This is a genomic window from uncultured Salegentibacter sp., from assembly GCF_963972535.1.
Lineage (GTDB): Bacteria > Bacteroidota > Bacteroidia > Flavobacteriales > Flavobacteriaceae > Salegentibacter.
The window spans coordinates 1-18,896 of the sequence record NZ_CAXAVR010000048.1; the positions used below are offsets into that span (position 1 = coordinate 1).

At 36.0% G+C, this 18,896-nt stretch carries 18 protein-coding genes; 12 read left to right on the forward strand and 6 right to left on the reverse strand.

The window, feature by feature from the left end:
* Positions 1–392: 392 nt before the first annotated feature.
* Both AACZ30_RS07745 and sucC read right to left on the reverse strand, forming a co-directional pair.
* Positions 393–707 (reverse strand): hypothetical protein, encoded by a 315-nt coding sequence (locus AACZ30_RS07745; RefSeq protein WP_339648653.1) that lies wholly within the window; start codon positions 705–707, stop codon positions 393–395.
* A gap of 189 nt (positions 708–896) precedes the next feature.
* Positions 897–2,090: an ADP-forming succinate--CoA ligase subunit beta gene (sucC, locus tag AACZ30_RS07750; RefSeq protein ID WP_208226163.1), complete on the reverse strand. Its 1,194-nt coding sequence runs from the start codon at positions 2,088–2,090 to the stop codon at positions 897–899.
* A 267-nt stretch (positions 2,091–2,357) separates the two neighbouring features.
* Between sucC and AACZ30_RS07755 the strand changes: the two genes are divergently transcribed.
* The 8 genes from AACZ30_RS07755 to AACZ30_RS07790 all read left to right on the forward strand — a co-directional run bounded on the left by AACZ30_RS07755 (position 2,358) and on the right by AACZ30_RS07790 (position 9,649).
* Positions 2,358–3,530 (forward strand): MFS transporter, encoded by a 1,173-nt coding sequence (locus tag AACZ30_RS07755; protein ID WP_208226164.1) that lies wholly within the window; start codon positions 2,358–2,360, stop codon positions 3,528–3,530.
* 112 nt (positions 3,531–3,642) lie between these two features.
* Positions 3,643–4,875, forward strand: coding sequence for a diaminopimelate decarboxylase (gene lysA / locus AACZ30_RS07760; protein WP_339648654.1), 1,233 nt, complete (start codon positions 3,643–3,645; stop codon positions 4,873–4,875).
* 3 nt (positions 4,876–4,878) lie between these two features.
* Entirely contained in the window at positions 4,879–5,250 is a 372-nt protein-coding gene (locus AACZ30_RS07765; RefSeq protein WP_339648655.1) for a hypothetical protein, read from the forward strand.
* A 27-nt stretch (positions 5,251–5,277) separates the two neighbouring features.
* Positions 5,278–5,814 carry a 2'-5' RNA ligase family protein gene (locus tag AACZ30_RS07770; RefSeq protein WP_339648656.1) on the forward strand — a complete coding sequence of 179 codons (537 nt, stop codon included), beginning with the start codon at positions 5,278–5,280 and terminating at the stop codon, positions 5,812–5,814.
* An 80-nt stretch (positions 5,815–5,894) separates the two neighbouring features.
* The gene (locus AACZ30_RS07775) at positions 5,895–6,035 is read left to right on the forward strand and encodes a hypothetical protein (RefSeq protein ID WP_339648657.1); all 141 of its coding nucleotides are present in this window, start codon (positions 5,895–5,897) and stop codon (positions 6,033–6,035) included.
* A 725-nt stretch (positions 6,036–6,760) separates the two neighbouring features.
* Entirely contained in the window at positions 6,761–7,768 is a 1,008-nt protein-coding gene (locus tag AACZ30_RS07780) for a TlpA disulfide reductase family protein (protein ID WP_339648658.1), read from the forward strand.
* A 158-nt stretch (positions 7,769–7,926) separates the two neighbouring features.
* Positions 7,927–8,319, forward strand: coding sequence for a hypothetical protein (locus AACZ30_RS07785; protein WP_339648659.1), 393 nt, complete (start codon positions 7,927–7,929; stop codon positions 8,317–8,319).
* Positions 8,320–8,371: 52 nt separating this feature from the next.
* Positions 8,372–9,649, forward strand: coding sequence for a hypothetical protein (locus tag AACZ30_RS07790; protein WP_339648660.1), 1,278 nt, complete (start codon positions 8,372–8,374; stop codon positions 9,647–9,649).
* A 392-nt stretch (positions 9,650–10,041) separates the two neighbouring features.
* Here AACZ30_RS07790 and AACZ30_RS07795 read toward each other — a convergent pair whose 3' ends face one another.
* From AACZ30_RS07795 to AACZ30_RS07810, 4 genes are all read right to left on the reverse strand, one after another.
* Positions 10,042–10,803 (reverse strand): hypothetical protein, encoded by a 762-nt coding sequence (locus AACZ30_RS07795; protein WP_339648662.1) that lies wholly within the window; start codon positions 10,801–10,803, stop codon positions 10,042–10,044.
* A 40-nt stretch (positions 10,804–10,843) separates the two neighbouring features.
* Positions 10,844–11,752: a L,D-transpeptidase gene (locus AACZ30_RS07800; protein ID WP_339648663.1), complete on the reverse strand. Its 909-nt coding sequence runs from the start codon at positions 11,750–11,752 to the stop codon at positions 10,844–10,846.
* A 574-nt stretch (positions 11,753–12,326) separates the two neighbouring features.
* Positions 12,327–13,088: a peroxide stress protein YaaA gene (gene yaaA / locus AACZ30_RS07805; protein ID WP_339648665.1), complete on the reverse strand. Its 762-nt coding sequence runs from the start codon at positions 13,086–13,088 to the stop codon at positions 12,327–12,329.
* Between the two features lie 145 nt (positions 13,089–13,233).
* Entirely contained in the window at positions 13,234–13,725 is a 492-nt protein-coding gene (locus AACZ30_RS07810; RefSeq protein ID WP_232228857.1) for a CIA30 family protein, read from the reverse strand.
* Positions 13,726–13,973: 248 nt separating this feature from the next.
* Here AACZ30_RS07810 and AACZ30_RS07815 point away from each other — a divergent pair, with 248 nt between their 5' ends.
* The 4 genes from AACZ30_RS07815 to AACZ30_RS07830 form a co-directional block, all read left to right on the forward strand.
* On the forward strand, positions 13,974–14,360 hold the full coding sequence (locus AACZ30_RS07815) for a (deoxy)nucleoside triphosphate pyrophosphohydrolase (RefSeq protein WP_339648667.1): 387 nt from the start codon (positions 13,974–13,976) through the stop codon (positions 14,358–14,360).
* Positions 14,357–17,500, forward strand: coding sequence for a DUF3427 domain-containing protein (locus tag AACZ30_RS07820; protein ID WP_339648669.1), 3,144 nt, complete (start codon positions 14,357–14,359; stop codon positions 17,498–17,500). The genes AACZ30_RS07815 and AACZ30_RS07820 overlap by 4 nt, the downstream gene beginning before the upstream one ends.
* A 1-nt stretch (position 17,501) precedes the next feature.
* Positions 17,502–18,482 carry an HNH endonuclease gene (locus AACZ30_RS07825; RefSeq protein ID WP_208226176.1) on the forward strand — a complete coding sequence of 327 codons (981 nt, stop codon included), beginning with the start codon at positions 17,502–17,504 and terminating at the stop codon, positions 18,480–18,482.
* 278 nt (positions 18,483–18,760) lie between these two features.
* Positions 18,761–18,896: DUF2805 domain-containing protein (locus AACZ30_RS07830; RefSeq protein ID WP_339648671.1), on the forward strand; the 136-nt coding region annotated here is incomplete at its 3' end.

Below are 18,896 nucleotides of genomic sequence, written 5' to 3' on the forward strand. Positions count from 1 at the left end.
ACAAGATTTGCCACCACTTCTTCTTCAATATCAAGTTCAATATTTTTTAATAAATCCTGGATTTCCTTTTTAAAGGAATCTGAAGTTTCAGGTGAATTTCCCGGAGTGGCGTAAACTAAGCTTCCGGCGCTAAGCGTCAATGCAAACAATACTAATTTTAAAGTCTTCATAATAATAAAATTTAAAGGTTATACTATAAAGACCGGCCTAAACCTCTATATGTTACAGACTTATATTAATTTCAGGAAATTTTAACTTATCTGAGAACAAAAAAACCGGTGATGAACCGGTTCTGTAATTTTCATCACTCTGTTCCGAAGCTTCGGGATCGTTTCAGGGTCTATTTGAATACTGAAATATCCCTGGCTCTTCGGGTCAGAATGCCGATTATTTTATACTTTAATTCTAATTGGCAAGCGATAAGCACCTTTAACTTTAAAAGGTATTGCCAGTGTATTCTTATCTAATCGCTTTCTAATTAGTTTTCTCACTAAAGGATCTTCAGCTTCAACAAACAACACTTTTATTCGATTTAGCTCATTAATCAGTCTTACTTCAACCAGAAGTTCTTCCTCAATTTCCAACGGAAGATCATCCAGCATTGCATAAATCTGTTTAACAAGAACTTTATCCGGTTTGTCTATTACAGAAGTAAAACTACTAAGACCGATGAAGATAATTCCTAAAATAACTACTAGCTTTTTCATGATGAATGATTTAATTGGTTTATAACCAAGAGACCATCTTCTTATTTAAGCTGTTACAGTAGGACACAAAAAAACTGCCTAAAGTTTTTCTTATTTCCTATCGTCACCCTGAACTTGTTTCAGAATGACGGGTTAATAAGATTAAACTTTAGACAGTCTTAATTCAATAGGAAATCCCGAACTCCGAGATTATTTAAGTACTTCCTGTACTTTATCTGCAGCTTCCTGGAACTGTACTGCAGAGTGGATTTTAAATCCGCTATCGTCAATTAATTTCTTGGCAATATCTGCATTGGTTCCCTGTAAACGTACAATAATTGGTACATTAACAGCATCTCCCATATTCTTATATGCATCTACAATTCCCTGTGCCACACGGTCACAACGAACAATACCTCCAAAGATATTTACCAGGATCGCTTCTACTTTATCATCTTTTAAGATCAAACGGAAAGCTTCTTCAACCCGCTTGGCATCAGCTGTACCACCAACGTCAAGGAAGTTTGCAGGTTCTCCACCAGCTTGCTTAATAAGATCCATTGTTGCCATTGCAAGTCCGGCACCGTTCACCATACAACCAACGTTTCCGTCAAGGTCTACATAGTTAAGTCCAACTTCTTTAGCTTCAACTTCAGTTTGATTTTCTTCACGAATATCACGCATTTCAGCATAGTCTTTATGACGGAAAAGTGCGTTATCATCAAGGGTTACTTTTGCATCTACTGCAAGAATTTTATCATCACTGGTTTTTAAAACCGGGTTGATCTCAAAAAGTGAAGAATCAGATTTTTCAAAGGCTTTATAAAGAGACATTACAAATTTTGTCATGTCTTTAAAAGCAGCTCCACTAAGTTTCAGGTTAAAGGCAATTCTTCTTGCCTGGAAAGGCATAAGTCCTGTTGCAGGATCCACCTCTTCAGTAAAAATTAAATGCGGAGTTTCTTCAGCAACAGTTTCAATATCTACACCACCTTCGGTAGAATACATAATCATATTACGGCCGGTTGCACGGTTAAGTAATACAGACATGTAATATTCCTCAGGCTCGTTATCTCCAGGATAGTAAACATCCTCGGCTACTAATACCTGGTGTACTTTTTTACCTTCAGCAGAGGTTTGTGGTGTTACCAGGTTCATTCCAATAATGTTACCAGCAACTTCTTCAACTTCTTTAAGGTTCTTGGCAAGTTTTACACCACCACCTTTTCCACGTCCACCGGCGTGTACCTGGGCTTTAATAACGTGCCATCCGGTACCGGTTTGTTCGGTTAGTTCTTTGGCGGCGTCTACGGCCTCTTTTGCGTTATGTGCAACTAAACCACGCTGAATGCGTACGCCAAAACTGCTTAAAATCTCTTTTCCTTGATATTCGTGTATGTTCATAATCAGCTATTTCTTCAGTATTAATTACGGTTAGCAAAAGTAACAAATGTATAGCTATTGTACCAATCTTTTTTAGGATATCCCCATCCCTGCCATAATCTAAAGCCAGAAGAAAATTTAGCATTTCCTTAAGGATTACAGATTTCTAAAATCCCCGTCATTACTGCGATTTCGCTACTATAAGCTTATCGTAATTTTTTGAGTAAATTATGTGTTATTAAGTTTATCCCTTTTAATTTTGCCCTTTGCTTAAAAATTAACCTAAGAATGAATAAAGCACTTGTGGCACTGGCTATTGGGGGATTCGGCATTGGATTGACCGAATTTGTGATTATGGGAATTCTTCCCGATGTAGCTTCGGCATTAGAGATCAGTATTCCACAAGCAGGGCATTTTATCTCTGCTTACGCCCTGGGGGTAGTAGTTGGAGCGCCCTTGCTTACTGCCTTTGGCGGGAAATGGCCGGCGCATAAAACTCTGCTCCTTCTTATGGTTTGGTTTACGGTATTTAATTCACTTTCAGCTTTTGCCAATTCTTACGAGTTATTACTGGTTTCCCGCTTTCTATCGGGTTTACCACACGGGGCTTTCTTCGGCATTGGCGCGGTAGTGGCCGGCCAATTAGCAAAACCCGGAAAATCGGCGCAAGCTATAGCCATTATGTTCACGGGGCTCACCCTGGCTAATGTATTTGGCGTGCCGTTGGGTACTTTTTTAGGCCATAATTATAGTTGGAATGTTTCTTTTATGTTGGTGGGAATTGTGGGTTTAATGGCCATTGCAAGTGTAAAATTCTGGATGCCTGAATTACCAAAATCCTCTTCTGAAGGTATTAGGAAAGATTTGAATGTGCTAAAACGTGGCGAACTTTGGATGGTGGTTTTACTTACCACTATTGGTACTGGCGGCTTTTTTGCCTGGTACAGTTATATAGCGCCTTTAATTACCGATGTAGCAGGACACCCCGAAGGGTTTGTTAGTTATGTTATGATTCTCGCCGGTGTGGGAATGGTAATAGGAAACCTTATTGGCGCTAAGCTTGCCGAGAAATTCTCTCCTATTTACGCAGTAATTATGAGTATGGTTTTAATGGTGTTTGCCTTAATTACCAATGCTTATGTTGCCGAAAATCAAATTGCAATTTTGATTATGACCTTCCTTATTGCTACTATCGCTTTTTGTCTCTCCACTCCTATTCAAATGGTAATGATCAACTCTGCAAAGGGTTCAGAGAGTTTGGGATCTTCAATGAACCAGAGTGCATTTAATATGGGAAATGCTTCTGGAGCTTATTTTGCAGGATTACCAATTGCTTTTGGTTATGGCTTTACCTCGGCATCTCTTGTTGGCGCTGTAATGGCTGGTTTAGGTGTATTTATAGCCCTCGCGATTATTCTTATTAGAAAACGAAAAGAAAGCGCTGTAGCCACCGCGAGTTAAAGTATCTACTCTTTAAATATTAACAATTTCGGGGAATTCGTTATTTTTGAGACTTGCACTTGTGGAAGTTGAAATTTCTCCTGTTTTTTGCCACTTAAATTTTTCAATTGTTATGACCAATCAAGATCTGCTCGCCGTAGCCAAAGAATTTGGAAGCCCTGTTTACGTTTACGATGCCGAAAAAATTGCTTTTCAGTTTAACCGACTTAAAAATGCGTTTTCTGAAATTAAAGATTTACGCATTCATTATGCGGTAAAAGCGCTTTCTAATATTTCTATCCTGAAATATTTAAATTCTTTAGGAAGTGGTATGGACACAGTGTCGGTACAGGAAGTGAAGCTTGCTTTAAAAGCCGGGGTTGCTCCAAAAGATATTATTTATACGCCAAACGGAGTTTCTTTAGAAGAAATTGAACAGGTGGTACGATTGGGAGTGCAAATTAATATAGACAATCTTTCTATCCTGGAACAGTTTGGAGCCAAACATCCAGATGTACCGGTTTGTATTCGTATAAATCCGCATATTTTGGCCGGCGGAAATTCTAAAATTTCAGTAGGCCACGTAGATTCTAAATTCGGAATTTCTATTCACCAAATGCCGCTTTTGCTGCGTATTGTTGAAAATACCGGGATGAATATTAACGGGATCCATATGCACACCGGTAGTGATATTCTTGATATTGAAGTTTTCTTACGTGCTTCAGAAATTCTTTTTGATTCGGCTAAAAATTTTAAAAACCTTGAATTTCTTGATTTTGGGAGCGGATTTAAAGTGCCCTACCGTGAAAATGATATTGAAACCGATATTGAAGAATTAGGTGAAAAACTAACCGAACGTTTTAAGAATTTCTGCAAAGAATACGGGCGCGAACTTACTTTAGTTTTTGAACCGGGAAAATTTTTAGTGAGTGAGGCAGGGAAATTTCTTGCTAAAGTGAACGTGATAAAACAAACCACCTCCACGGTTTTCGCCGGGGTAGACACCGGGTTTAATCATTTAATTCGCCCCATGTTTTACGGGTCTCATCACGATATTAAAAATGTATCTAATCCCGATGGTAAATTCAGGTTTTACTCGGTGGTAGGCTATATTTGCGAAACCGATACTTTTGCCAATAACCGCCGAATTGCCGAAATTACCGAAGGAGATATCCTTGCTTTTAGCAATGCCGGGGCCTACTCATTTTCAATGGCCAGCAATTTTAATTCACGTTACCGCCCACCAGAAGTTTTATGGTATAAAGGTAAAGGCCATTTAATAAGGGAGCGCGAAACTTTTGAGGATTTGCTAAGGCATCAAAAGGTTATGGATTTCACCCCAAAAACTGCAAAAGCTTCTAAATAATTTATGGAAACAGTTTTTAAAAACAAATGGTTTTATAGACTGCTCATTATTTATATTTTCCTAATACTTATTTGGAATACCTATATGGTTATTTCCGGAAATTACCTCGGTTTAATTGCGGTGGTTATAGAATTAGCGCTGCTATATTTACTATTTAACAAACACCGACTTGCAAAAATGGCCATCCACTTTTGGGCAATTATCATGATGGTTGGCCCCGGGCTTTCAATTATAGGAAAGCTCATAAAAATCGCAATGGGAGATGATTTAAATTTTATGGTAGATAGCCTTGTACAAAATTTACTTTTATTCACTTTTGGCTTATTGATCTATTATTTTAATAAGAAAACGGTTTTTGTAAGAGGAAGAGAATAGAATTAACTCTTGAAAATTCAATCTGAAATGCCTTTATATTTTCTCGCTTTAATTCCCCCGGAAGAAATTTGTAAGCGAGTAAAATCGCTGAAGCAGGAGATTGCTGAAAAATATAAAGCTACAAATGCGTTGAAATTGCCGGCGCATATTACCCTTCAAATTCCATTTCAGCTTTCTGAATCGGAAGAGAATAAATTTATTGATATTTTAGAAGATTTTGTCAAAGAACAGAAAAGCTTCCGGGTAGATTTAAAGGATTTTGGCAGGTTTAACCAAAAAGTGATTTTTATAAATATTGAAGATCACGAGCCAATAAAAATTCTTCACACCGAATTGCAAAAAGTAATCTCAGCAAATTTGCAGTTAAAGAAACACGAGAAATTTTCTAAAATTCATCCGCATATTACGCTTGCTTCGCGAGATCTTCATTATAAACAATTTCCTGATGCCTGGGCAGATTTTAAAAAACGTGAGTTTCAGGCTTCCTTTAACGCGAAATCATTTACACTGCTAAAACACGATGGAAAACAGTGGCATCGTCATTGTGAATTTAAATTGGAATAAACCTTACAATCCCAAGTAGTGTTTTTAAAGGTTTTCTGTAACATTTTAATATTTTTATCTACTTATCACTAAAATCAGGTATGGAAAATCATAAGACTAACAGAAAACATAATTATACTTTCTTAGAAATCCTGGGAATAATAGCTCTCATAATTATTGCAATCTACTTCCCGGATTTCACCATAGAGGCTGCTTTAGAAGGCTGGAATAACCCGGTTTAACGAATATTCCTTAATCTTTTTTTCACCTTATCTTCATTAAAAGAGTTATTTAATCTAGTCTTACATTACCACTAATTTTCTAACCAAAAACCATATAAAATCCTCCGGAAAAAATATAAATTTGGCTAAAAGTTTAAAATTTCCTTATATTTACCGCTAGTTTTACAAAAATCGAGTTATTTAAAACCGATTATTCGAAAGATATTGCTTTCTCAATTCATAAGAATTTCTTCAGGAAAGCAGCATCAAAAAATATCTATCGAAATACTAAAAAACCTTAATCATGAAAGATCGAATCAATATTTTAAAATTAGTAGGAATTATTTTCACTGCGTTTATGCTGGTTGTTTTTTTAGACCAGGCTTTAGAAGTTATTGTTCTTGGTTAAGCTATTTAAAATTTTCCCCTGTGAATACAGCTAGGTTAGTCGGCCTTTTTCTTATACTCGTAGGGCTCCTCTGGAGCTCCTACTTTGCATTTTATAATTTAAATTTCTTTGCCGGAGCTTTAACTGGTGTGGGAGTCCCGTTTCTACTCACTGGAAAATTCAAGTTTTGGAAGTGGAAATTTCCCGAGCCTAAATAATAGGAATCACTTTAATAGAAATATACCTCTTTCTAAACCGCTACGATTAAAGCAACCTATCGCGGAAGATTCAATGCTATATTTTTTTTAAATTTTTAATCGCTATTTTCACTAAATTAATTTCCAAAACCTAATAAATCATGCGGTTAACGTCTCTCCTTTTGGGGCTTGTATTAGGCCTCTTTTCTGGTACGGCTCAGGAATCCTCTTTTTCTTTAACCGGTAAAACAAATAATATAAAAGATGGCAGCTGGCTTTATTTTCGGGATTTGGTAAATGAAGGTACGCTGGATTCCGCAGAAGTTCAGAATAATAACTTTAAATTCGAAACTAAACTTCCCGAATCCAGAATGTGGGTAATGCTGCACACTAAAGATCGTTCTAAATTCAAAGAATTATGGCTACAGGACAAACCTATGCGTTTTGATGCAAGCAATACCAATTTCCAGGATGCCGAAGTTACCGGCTCTGTTTCTCAAGAATTAGTTGACGAAATAAAAACAGTTTATGAAGATTATGATAAAATTAGTGAAGCCGAACTTAGAAAACGCCAGGAAGAATTTATAAAAAACAATCCCAACGCTTTGATTAGTGCCCGGATGCTGTATGAAGTTTCAGGAAAATGGGGACAGGAAACCACGGCTCATTATTTTGATCTTTTTCCTGAAGAAATTCAGGATAGCGCTTTGGGAAAACGAATCCTTAGTATTTTAAATAATGATACCATCCCCCAACCTGGCGAAAAATATGTAGATTTTGAATTACCTACACCCACTGGGGAAACACGAAAATTTTCAGCTTTAACCGGTAGAGTAACACTTTTACAATTTTGGGCGTCTACCTGCGAACCCAGTAAAATGCAAAACCGCGAGCTAAAAAAATTATATCGAAGGTATAAGTCAGACGGACTCGAAATTGTAGCGGTTTCCCGTGATACTTCACAAACCGATTGGATTAAATCTATAGAAAAAGATAATTTAAAATGGCAACACCTTAGCGCTTTGGAAGGCTGGGAAGGTCCGGTTTTTACAAATTATGGGATAAAACGCACACCTTCCAATTATCTTATAAATACCAACGGACGCGTGGTCGGTGTCAATTTAAGGGAAAAAGAGTTAGAAGAAAACATTAAAAAATTATTGAAATAATGAGGTTTTTTTATTAATTTCATTAAAATTACCCCCTAATTTTTCAGCAACTTAACCATAATTTATTTGAATTTCCTTTTATCTAATTTCAAAGTGTCTCTTAATAGGCATTGATCTTGATATTAGTACTATTCAAATATTATTTTAAACGTTAAGCTGTGACCATATATTATCCACAAAAAAGACTGAAGTATAAACTGCTTTACGGCATCGTATCGGTAATTATTGGTACTATCGCTTTTATAATTGATTCAGCAGCTATTTTTATATATCCCTGGTTAATCCTGGGCTTTTTAGAAATTGGCACCTGGTACTACGAAAACAAATATCACTACCTCCAAATAAATAATAATATCCTTACTAAAAATTCACTTTTTCCTAAAAGTATAGATCTCACCAAACTTAGCGCAATTAGAAAATATAAAAATAGTTTTATACTGGAATCGGAAGATCAAAATATTAAAATTCATAAAGGTTTGATCGCTTCCCATTCCCTTAATCAACTTAACAAGCTTTTAAATGAAATTCCGCTAAAGCCTCAACAAATTTAAATGCTTATCCTCGTTTTTATTGCTATTTTTAAATTGCAATAAATTATAGAAAATGAAAAAGCTGCTTTGGCTGGTTTTAATACTTCTTATTGGTTTTATAGGACTTATTTATTTTTCGGTTTCCGGTACCGATAAGGAATTTGAAACCGCAACAATAGAAGATTTTAAAGATATTGAAAATATAGATTTCCGTGAGCACGACTCCGTTACAGTGGCTGCAAGCAGTTTATATAAAATCAATCCGCTTAAAAATATTATGCAGGGAGAAAATTACCGTGAAGCCTGGGCAACTCCCGTAAAAGTTCCTGTACTTTTTCTCGATACGCTTTACGGCGGAATGAAAATCGTAAAAGAAGGTGGCGGTACCCAAACTCATTCACTCCGTTTAAAAAATAAAGAGGGTTTTCTTTATTCCCTGCGTAGCGTAAATAAAGACCCATCTACCCACGTTCCCGAATTTGCCCGAAGCCTTGGGCTGGAAAATATTGTGATAGATGCAATTTCAGCCTCGCACCCATACGGCGCAATTCTCGCCGCTGCACTTTCAGAAAAGGCAAATGTTTTACACACCCATCCCAAAGTGGTTTTTGTTCCAAAACAGGATTTTCTAGGCGAAAAATATAATGAGAAATACGGCAATAGATTGTTCCTTTTAGAATATGAAACCGAAGGAGAAAAGAACTGGACAAATTATAAAAATGTAGCTGAAATTCTTGACACCAAGAACCTGCAGGAATTAAAAAATGAACATCCTGAAAAAGTTTCGATAGATAGAAATGCATTGGTGAGGGCTCGATTATTTGATATGCTTGTAGGCGATTGGGACAGGCACGCCAAGCAGTGGGGCTGGGTAATTCAGGAAGAAAATAATTCTTTTAAAGCCATTCCCGTGGCCGGTGACAGGGATAATGCCTTTTTTAATTTAGAGGGCGTTATTCCCGGAATAATTTCAAATGAGAATATTGAACCGGAAGTTCGGCCATTTGAAAAGGAAATAGATTATATGCCGGGATTGGTTTACCCTAACGATGTTTATTTCCTTACTGATACTCCTGAAGAAATCTTTACCTCGGAAGCAAAAAAATTACAGGAATTAATGACTGATGAAGCTATTGCCGATGCTTTTAAAATTTGGGCCGGGGAAATCTACGAATTAGATGGAAAAGAGATTGCTGAAAAGATTAAATCCCGCCGGGAAAATTTAGTAGCATACGCAAAAGAATTCCACCGAATAATCTCTGAAAAAGAATTGCTGGACAAACCCCTAAAAGGTTCAGAAGACGTAAAAATAAGCCCATATTTAATTAAATGTTTTGAATGTAAAAATTAAGTGGGCAATTGGCAGCTTTCAGTTTATTGTTTGGAGTTTTGAGTTTCCGTCTTTGCGAGAACTGCGATAGCAGGACGCGGTAATCTGTACTTGATTTATTGTTTTCGGCTTATTGTTTAGCCACGAATACACTAATAATTTTCATTGATCCATCTATAGGCGTTAGTTCGAGTAGCGCGCGAACCCTTAGAAGTCCTTACAGTCTTGCTCTTTTCCATACTTCCTTCTACCCTCGGAAATTAGAAGTGACGGAAGGAAACCCAATCAAAAGATCGCCGGTTTGTTTCTTGCGTGCATTGACGAAGTAATAGCACCTGCCAACTCATAACTGAAAACTCACAACCGAAAACTGAGAACTGAGAATTCACAACCGAGAATTGAGAACTGAAAACTTAATTAATAATAATATTCGTTTTATCTACACCGGTATTACCTGTCACGGGATCAAAAGCGTAGATCGTGATGGTATAGTAGCCTTTTTCTAAATTTGTATTTGCAGCAAAGGTACTGGGTTTATTGGTTGGGTTTAAGCTGACTTCTTTAATTTCACTTCCTTCTGAAGTTATGATCGCTTTTACTTCATATTGATTGGCATCCCACACACCATCTTCGGTAACGGGGCAGCCACACATCATAATAATGTTGGCTTTTAGACTAATCTCATTAGAAGTTTTAATGCGTTCGTGAGTTTGTGGTGATAAGATATCTACCACAAATCCTGGGATTTCCAGTACTACACCCTCGCCGGTAATATCTTTCCCCGGAATAACCCATAGTTGAGTACTCGAAATTACTTTTGCCTGTTTTTTATTAATCGGTGCGTGGGCTTCTACCTCTATAAACGTAGGTTCTTTTATATTTAATTTAGCTTCAAATCCCGCTGTATTTTCATCGGTGAGTTTATCGTAGCGCTTTTTGGGAGTTTGCAAAATTAATTCGGTGTTTCCTGTACTCCCTGAGGTTAAACCCTGGTCCAGGATTTCTCGCGTTTCAGCATTTCTAAGAATAATTTTAGCGCCGCCAATAGAACTTCCTATAAATTTCGCATCTTTTGCCAGGGCCCTAACCATAACCGTAGTTTCCTGGGCCACCAGGCTTCCGAAGCAAAATAAAAATGCACAAAATAAAACTGGAATTGAAAATCTAAATTTCATAAAAACGAATTTCTGACTAAAATACAAAATCTAAAAGCATCTAAAGCACAATATCCTGGTCGCTTAAGTCTTCAAATTTAAAGTTTAAAGGATCGTTTTTATAACGCTGGGCATAAACTTTTAGCGTATCTATCTCAGCCATGTTTAAGTCATTACTTCCCTGGTTTTCTGCAAGTTTAAACCAGGGTTGAATATCATTATAATCATATTCACCTATCACCATAAATGGGGTTCCATTTTGTACAATCACATCACTTTTTAATTCCCACATATTGGCCCAATCGTAAATCATTTTTGCATCTTCCCGGTACATCCTAACGCAGCCGTGGCTGGCAGGATATCCCGGGAGCGTATATTCGTGTGTCCCAATTCCTTCAAAATTCATAAAATTAAAATAATAAGGCATAATCCAGGATTGGTCTATGGTACTTATTTTTCGCTTCGCTTTATAATTGCCGTAGTATAAACCCGAAGGTGTGCCTGTGCTTTGCTTCCCGGTACTCACCGGACCCCAATGCAATAAATTCCCATTTTCGTAAAGTGCAAAAGCCTGGATTCGTTTTGAAATTATCACGGTTTTTTCTATTGAATCTAATGGCTTCATTAGTTTTGGAAAAGGTGCATAGACATTCAAATCCTTTACCAAAGAATCGGGAATTATTAGTTTGGCACCGGGTTTAACGCGATAAGCGTCAATTCGGTTTAGCGTATAGACCAACTTTACATCTTCTTCAGAAAAATCATTAAAAAGACTATCCAAATGTTCTTTATTCTGAATAGAATCTAACCGGTAAGTAGTTTTAAAAACCGGTGGTTCCATTGAAATAGTATCTAATTGCGTTGGTGGAACTTCTTTCTTGGGTTCCTGTGCATTATTATTACAGGCAGTAAAAATTAAAAGAATAATCCCAGAAAAAAGCAGGATTAATTTTGTGTATTGTTGTTTCAAAATTGGCAGATTTAGGTTGTGCGTCACGGAAATAAAACATTCCTATACGATTACGAAATTAGATCGCTAATCTTTTTTCAGCTGCCAAGGAAGCGTTAATAATTTGTTGGGAGATTGGTAAAAGTTAATCGGTTATGGGTTTTGAGTTGTGGGTATTTAGGTTGCGGGTTGCAGGTTGCGGGTTGCGGTATTTTTCAAAGTCTTTTTTCTTGATTCTTTTATTTCCGTCATTGCGAGGAGGCGATAGCCGACGTGGCAATCCGTTCTAGAATAGTTGTGGGTTCTCGGTTGTCAGTTGTCGGTTTTGGATTTTCAAAAAACATCCTGATTTCTGAAACTTTATTCTTTTCTCTCTTCTCTTACCTTTTAATTTTTCACTCTTAACTTTTAAACACAAAGCACTTTTCGATACTTCCGACTCTCGTCGGAAACTCAAAGTGACAAGGAATTGTAACTACAGATCGCCACGCTCGTTCCGAACTCGCGATGACGAATACAAGAATTGCTTAAAAACCGAGAACTCAAGAACCCTAACCACTGCCCACTGAGACTGCTTACTGAAAACTGAAAAGAACTAACGAATAAAAACCGGTTCGTTCTCTTTCTCCGTATGTTCTTCACTAAAACGGTAATCCATATAATCAAAACTTTTTAGCTCTTCCATGGTATTTACGTCTTTATCGATAATATAACGTACCATTGCCCCGCGCGCTTTTTTTGCGAAGAAACTGATGATCTTTAATTTTCCGTTCTTGAAATCTTTAAATACAGGTGAGATCACCTCATCTTTTAGTTTTTTAGTGTCAACAGCTTTAAAATACTCGTTGCTGGCCAGGTTGATAAAAAGTTCGCCTTCCTTCATTTCATCATTCAGGAGTTTAGTAACTTTTGATTGCCAAACTTCATAAAGATTATTCTTACGCTCAATACCTACAGAAGTTCCCATCTCTAGCCGATAAGGCTGCATAAGATCCAGCGGTTTTAGCACGCCATAAAGTCCCGAAAGGATTCGTAAAATATCCTGAAGGCGGTCCAGTTTATCGGTGGGGATGGTATAGGCATCCAGGCCGGTGTAAACATCTCCGTTAAACGCATACATCGCCGGGCGGGAATTCTTTTTGTTGTGTTCTTCCTCAAAATCCTGGTAGCGGGTATAATTAAGATCGGCCAACTTATCGCTGATTCCCATTAATTTTGAAATCTCATTTTTTGTCATTCTCGCCATCTTGCGATTAAGCTTCACCGTGGTTTCTAAAAAAGCAGGCTGAGTGCCGCGGGTAGTAGGTAATTTAGATTCGTAATCCAGGCTTTTGGCCGGGGAAACAACAATTTTCATAGGTAAGTAGTTTTACTTCAAAGATAAGTGAAAGCATAGCAATTAGGAAAACTGCCTATTATTAGTTTTTTATAGAAAGATAGTTAAGACTTATTGGCGCTGAAAAACGATAAATTAATTCGGAAAATCTTTTTCAGCGAGATACTTACTCCAACTCTATTTTATCAATTTCCAGCCTAAAATCTTCTGCTTTTTTATTCCCGATTAAAAAGCGAATTTCCTGAATACTCTCTGCAGAAAAATTAGGAAGATCAAGTTTTCTACCACGAAAAACCGGTTCCATTTCCTTTAGCGGAACTTCAATTGTTTGCCATTCTCCCGTGGTTTTGAAGGTGTAGATATAAGAAGCTCTATCCTGTAAATTGGCCTTCATTCTAAATTGATAAGATTTCCCGTCTCCTTTCAGCAAGATCAGCGCTTTTTTATAGCCTTTAATATTTTTAGATGGAAAATGATACTGCACCGAAGCAAAACCACCGTTGTTTTCCAACGAAACATGGCCAGTAAAAATAGCATTGCCAGACTCACTGCGTTCCAGCCTGGCAGTGGAGTTTCCCCCCATTACTACATCGTTTTCTACTTCCCAGGCACTCCAGTTAGAGGTAACGCTAAAATCGAAAAGAAGTAATTTACTCATAACCAAGAATATTAATATTAAGAAGAATTGCTGCTGAAACATTTTTTGTTTTAAAGTTAGGGGAATTCTTTTGGTAAAACCGGGATTTTAAGAAGAGATAGTTATGAGTATTTTGATTTAATAAAATTTTATCGGTTTACAGAAAACCCTTTTTTCGTTTCTAAATTAAATGTTAAATTGAGCTTTATAATTTTCGAGCCTGAAAAATAATTTTCTTTATTGAATTAGTTTCTTGTTAAATCCCTTTAATGATAAAAGTTGCTTGTGCTATTATAGAACATAAAGGTAAAGTATTGTGTGCGCAAAGAAGCAGTAAAATGCATTTACCAAATAAATGGGAGTTTCCTGGTGGAAAAGTAAAAGAAGAGACTCTTGAAGAGTGTCTCACACGCGAAATTAAAGAAGAATTAGGAGTAGAGATTATAATTTTGGAACAATTACCCTCGAACGAACATAGTTATCCTGAATCAAAGAAAATTCAATTGATACCTTTCCGATGTTCTTTGCAGACTTTCAAAATTATGCTTTTAGAACATTCGCAAGTAGAATGGTTTCCTATTGAAAAATTAAAATCTTTAGATTGGGCTGAAGCAGATATTCCAATTGTTAATTATTATATCAATAAGTATAAATGAGTTTTGAAACAGGCCTTTACGAGCAGCTAATAACTAAATTAGTTTCCAATAAACTCGAAAATGTAGATTTACAGAAATTCCACGTTAGCGAAACACCTTTAGATAAGGAAGAAGCTTCTCAATATTTGAGTACTTATTTGAGTGAAAACATCAAATTTGCGTTGGAGGAAATCAAAGATAAAGACCGTCCGTTAAAACAAATTGAATTATCGAATAAAATTATAAATCTTTTAGTAGAAGAGCTCAAGAGTGCAGAATTCTCTGAAAATTTAATTGAAAACGAAGGAAAGATTTTACAGGCTGTTTTTTCTAAACTAGATTTTCCATATTCAAATTTGAAGGCCAGGCTGAAGGAAATTACCCCATACACTCGGTTAAGTCAAAGCGAACTATTTACTGGAAACAATGTTGGAATTTCCTTGGAGAGTGAAATTAAAAAAGAAATTCTTTCTGCCGATGAAATATGCTGGCTGGTTTCTTTTATTAAATTTTCTGGAATTCGAATATTTAAAAAGGAACTGGAAGAATTTACCAGAGGCGGTAAAAAATTAAAGATTATTACCACTTCTTATATGGGTGCCACAGATGTAAAAGCCGTGGAATACCTCTCATCACTTCCAAATACTGAAATAAAAGTTTCCTATAATTCAGAACACGAAAGGCTGCACGCAAAAGCTTATTTATTTTTACGAAATTCAGGTTTTCATACCGGCTATATTGGTTCTTCTAATCTTTCTCGTTCAGCTTTAACTAATGGCCTGGAATGGAACCTTAAAGTTACCACCCAAGAAATAGGTCATATTATAGATAAGTTTCAAAAAACTTTTGAAACTTATTGGGAAGATCCTGAATTCGAATTTTATAAAAAAGGCACAGATAGAGAAAAGCTAAGCACTGCTCTTAAAAGACAGAGTTCATATAATACAAGTCAAATTACCACTTTCTTCGAACTAAAACCATATTCTTACCAAGAAGAAATTTTATCTAAATTACAGGCAGAAAGAGAAATTCACAATCGAAATAAAAATTTATTAGTTGCAGCTACGGGAACAGGAAAGACCGTTATTTCTGCTTTTGATTTTAAGAAATTTAAGAACAAAAATCCATACTCAAAATTTTTATTCGTTGCCCATCGTAAAGAAATTTTGGTACAAGCTCGTGCTACTTTTCAGCACGTTCTACGTGATGCTAATTTCGGTGAACTTTGGGTAGATGGGAATGAACCAGAAAAGTATGATGAGTTATTCGCATCTGTTCAAACACTGCACAGTAGATTGAAAATGCTAGATTTAGAAGAGGATTTTTTCAACTACATAATTATAGATGAGGTTCATCACATTAAAGCTGACAGCTATCGTCCAATTTTAAAAAGATTTAATCCAAAAATTCTCTTAGGTCTAACCGCAACTCCAGAAAGAATGGATGGTGGTGACATAGCAGAAGATTTTCATAATAGAATTGCTGCGGAAATAAGACTACCTGAAGCCCTAAACAGGAAGCTTCTTAGTCCTTTCCAGTATTTTGCACTTTCCGATTCCGTTGATCTTTCCAGCGTTCAATGGCGAGGTAAATACGAAGTAAAGGAGCTTACTAAACTTTATACTGAAAATGATCGGCGATTAGCTGACATTATAAAGAATTGTGAAGAATATTTAACCGACATTAATGATGTTCAAGCTCTTGGGTTTTGTGTAAGTCAGGAACACGCCAAATATATGGCTGAGAAATTTGTTCTTTCTGGTTTAAAAGCAGATTATCTCGTTAGCGGAAATAGCGGCTCAAGAGATTTGGTTAGAAACAAACTCATTAAAAAAGAAATTAATTATCTATTTGTGGTCGATATATTCAACGAAGGTGTTGATATCCCAAATATTGATACAGTTCTTTTCTTAAGGCCAACTGAGAGTTTGACAATTTTCTTACAACAGCTAGGGCGTGGATTACGCTTAGCTGAAGATAAAGATTGCTTAACGGTACTTGATTTTGTAGGAAATGCTAGGCCAGAGTATGATTTTGAGCATAAGTTTAGAGCGCTTGTTGGTAAAACTCATACATCTATAATCACAGAGATCGAGGATGAATTTCCACATCTTCCATTAGGATGCTCAATTGTACTAGAGAAAAAAGCTAAAGAAGTAATTCTGCGAAATATTAGGGAGGCTACTGAATTTAGAAGACCTCAACTTCTTCAGAAAATTCAAAGATTCAAACATCATTCGACACTCCCGCTTACATTACATAATTTTTTAGAGTTTCACCACTTAGATATCCGACAGGTCTATAAAAAAGGAAATTGGAAAAGATTATGTGCAGATGCTAAAGTAATTCCAGATTTTAATGAACCTCAAGAGAAAGAATTAACTGCTTGTCTGCAAAGAAAACTTATTCACGCCAATTCTCTTACTTACTTGAAATTCATTAAAAAATTGATTTCGGAAAATATAAATCTTGATTTGTTAAACAAAGAGGAAGAGGTTATGCTTCTAATGTTTCATTACGACGTTTGGAAAGAAACTGGTACCAATTTAGGCTTCTCAAATGTTAGAGAAAGTATTCGTTTCCTTCTGAAAAATAAAATTATGCTTCAGGAGATGCAGGAGTTCATAGAACATCAAATTGAAAAAATTGAATATGTAGAAAAAGATATAGATTTGGAATTCGATTTCCCTTTAAAACTTCATAGTAGATATAATAGAGAAGAAATTTTAGTAGCATTAGGTTTGAGTAGCTTTAAGAAGAAATCGTCAAACCGGGAAGGAGTAGCTCAAAATAAAGATTTGAATATAGAAGCGCTCTTTGTAACACTTAAAAAAACTGAAAAAGAATATTCCCCTACCACAATGTATGAAGATTATGCATTGAATAAGAGATTATTCCATTGGCAATCGCAAAACAGTACTGCTCCAGATTCTCCAAAAGGCGAGTCCTATATTAAGCACCGGGATAAAGGAAAAAAAATACTCTTATTTGTTAGAGAACAGAACGTGGATGAATATGGGTTTACAATGTCTTATACCTTTTTAGGTGAAGCAGATTTCGTGAAATCTAAAGGCGCTAAACCAATGAACGTTGAATGGAAACTTCATGAAGAAATGCCTTCTTATATTTTAAAAGAAAGTCAGAAATTGGCAGTAGGATAATATGTCTGAAGAAATTATTTATAAATATTCGAATTATTTTAAAAAACTCACCCGTGGTTTTAGTAAAAATCTAGGTAGAGCACCTCATAAACCAATCCTTCTTCTCTCCATAATTCAGCTAATTGCTAAAGGAGTGATTAAATCAAATAGAATATTTATTACCTCCGAAATTATTCTGGCTTTTAAGCAAAATTGGGAAGAACTTGTACACACTGGTCATTCTCGAAATTTCTCTTTAACATTTTTTCATATGAGATCAGAGCCCTTCTGGCATCTAGTTCCTAAACCGGGAAAAGATATCGTAACCACAAGTTCTAAAAGTATCAAAAGCTTTAATAGCTTAAATGAAACAATTGCCTTTGCTGAAATAGATAAGGATTTATGTTTCTTACTTCAGCTTCCAAAAAACCAATTGTGGTTCGAGCAGCTTTTAATTGAAGCATTTTTTCCTGATTTTAGAAATAATTATTTAAGACCAGACAATTATTATGAAGAAGATAAAATTAAAAACGAGATACTAAATGAGCCTAAAGAATATTATCAGAGTCATATTGCCCAATTAAGGGAAACTTTGGAGCAGAGCGATTTTGAAGAAGAAATTTTCGTGCGAGGTGGAATGTTTAAAAAAACTATTCCCAAAATTTACGATTACACCTGTTGTATTTCGGGTTTAAAAATAAATTCTACTCAAAATGTTCAAATGGTAGATGCATGCCATATTTATCCTTTCAGCATTTCGAATGATGACACAGTCACGAATGGTATTGCATTATCACCAACACTTCATCGGGCCTTCGATCGTGGTCTGTTAACAATTAATTCAGATTTCTTAGTTAGAATTTCACCAACAATAGAGGAAGAAAACTCTAGCTTTCCTCTCTCCGATTTTGAAGGAAAGCAAATTTTATTACCAGAAAATGAAAATTGGTTTCCATCACCGGAAGCTTTAAAATGGCATAATAAAGAAGTTTTCATATTATAAATTCATAATCAACATTTTTTTTTGCGTTAGGGATTGAAGTGGAAATCCTTTTTGTGAGGTACGAGCAAACTACCCCAGAGCGAGAACCTGAAATATTTAAAAAAACTTCAATTTCAAGACAAACCATAAATCATTAAATCTCGATTATCGAGCAAAAAGAGTGTAGCGGAAAGCCCGACCCGATAGGGGAACGCCCAAATCCTCTTACTAATTTATAAAAACCTTCACCAATGTTGAAGTAGGCAAGCTTGGTTATTTTTATAAATTTCGGGTAAAAAATGAAGATTGCTAAAAAATTTGAATTAGATGAGCGGCAGCAAGACCGGGTAATTGCTATGGCATGGGAAGACCGTACGCCTTTTGAAGCTATTGAATACCAGTTTGGACTTACCGAAAAAGAGGTGATTAAGTTTA

Bases quoted from the DNA above. Each gene is read 5' to 3' on its own strand.
- AACZ30_RS07745 (WP_339648653.1), bottom strand. From the start codon at position 707: ATGAAAAAGCTAGTAGTTATTTTAGGAATTATCTTCATCGGTCTTAGT.
- sucC (WP_208226163.1), bottom strand. From the start codon at position 2,090: ATGAACATACACGAATATCAAGGAAAAGAGATTTTAAGCAGTTTTGGC.
- AACZ30_RS07755 (WP_208226164.1), top strand. From the start codon at position 2,358: ATGAATAAAGCACTTGTGGCACTGGCTATTGGGGGATTCGGCATTGGA.
- lysA (WP_339648654.1), top strand. From the start codon at position 3,643: ATGACCAATCAAGATCTGCTCGCCGTAGCCAAAGAATTTGGAAGCCCT.
- AACZ30_RS07765 (WP_339648655.1), top strand. From the start codon at position 4,879: ATGGAAACAGTTTTTAAAAACAAATGGTTTTATAGACTGCTCATTATT.
- AACZ30_RS07770 (WP_339648656.1), top strand. From the start codon at position 5,278: ATGCCTTTATATTTTCTCGCTTTAATTCCCCCGGAAGAAATTTGTAAG.
- AACZ30_RS07775 (WP_339648657.1), top strand. From the start codon at position 5,895: ATGGAAAATCATAAGACTAACAGAAAACATAATTATACTTTCTTAGAA.
- AACZ30_RS07780 (WP_339648658.1), top strand. From the start codon at position 6,761: ATGCGGTTAACGTCTCTCCTTTTGGGGCTTGTATTAGGCCTCTTTTCT.
- AACZ30_RS07790 (WP_339648660.1), top strand. From the start codon at position 8,372: ATGAAAAAGCTGCTTTGGCTGGTTTTAATACTTCTTATTGGTTTTATA.
- AACZ30_RS07795 (WP_339648662.1), bottom strand. From the start codon at position 10,803: ATGAAATTTAGATTTTCAATTCCAGTTTTATTTTGTGCATTTTTATTT.
- yaaA (WP_339648665.1), bottom strand. From the start codon at position 13,088: ATGAAAATTGTTGTTTCCCCGGCCAAAAGCCTGGATTACGAATCTAAA.
- AACZ30_RS07810 (WP_232228857.1), bottom strand. From the start codon at position 13,725: ATGAGTAAATTACTTCTTTTCGATTTTAGCGTTACCTCTAACTGGAGT.
- AACZ30_RS07815 (WP_339648667.1), top strand. From the start codon at position 13,974: ATGATAAAAGTTGCTTGTGCTATTATAGAACATAAAGGTAAAGTATTG.
- AACZ30_RS07820 (WP_339648669.1), top strand. From the start codon at position 14,357: ATGAGTTTTGAAACAGGCCTTTACGAGCAGCTAATAACTAAATTAGTT.
- AACZ30_RS07825 (WP_208226176.1), top strand. From the start codon at position 17,502: ATGTCTGAAGAAATTATTTATAAATATTCGAATTATTTTAAAAAACTC.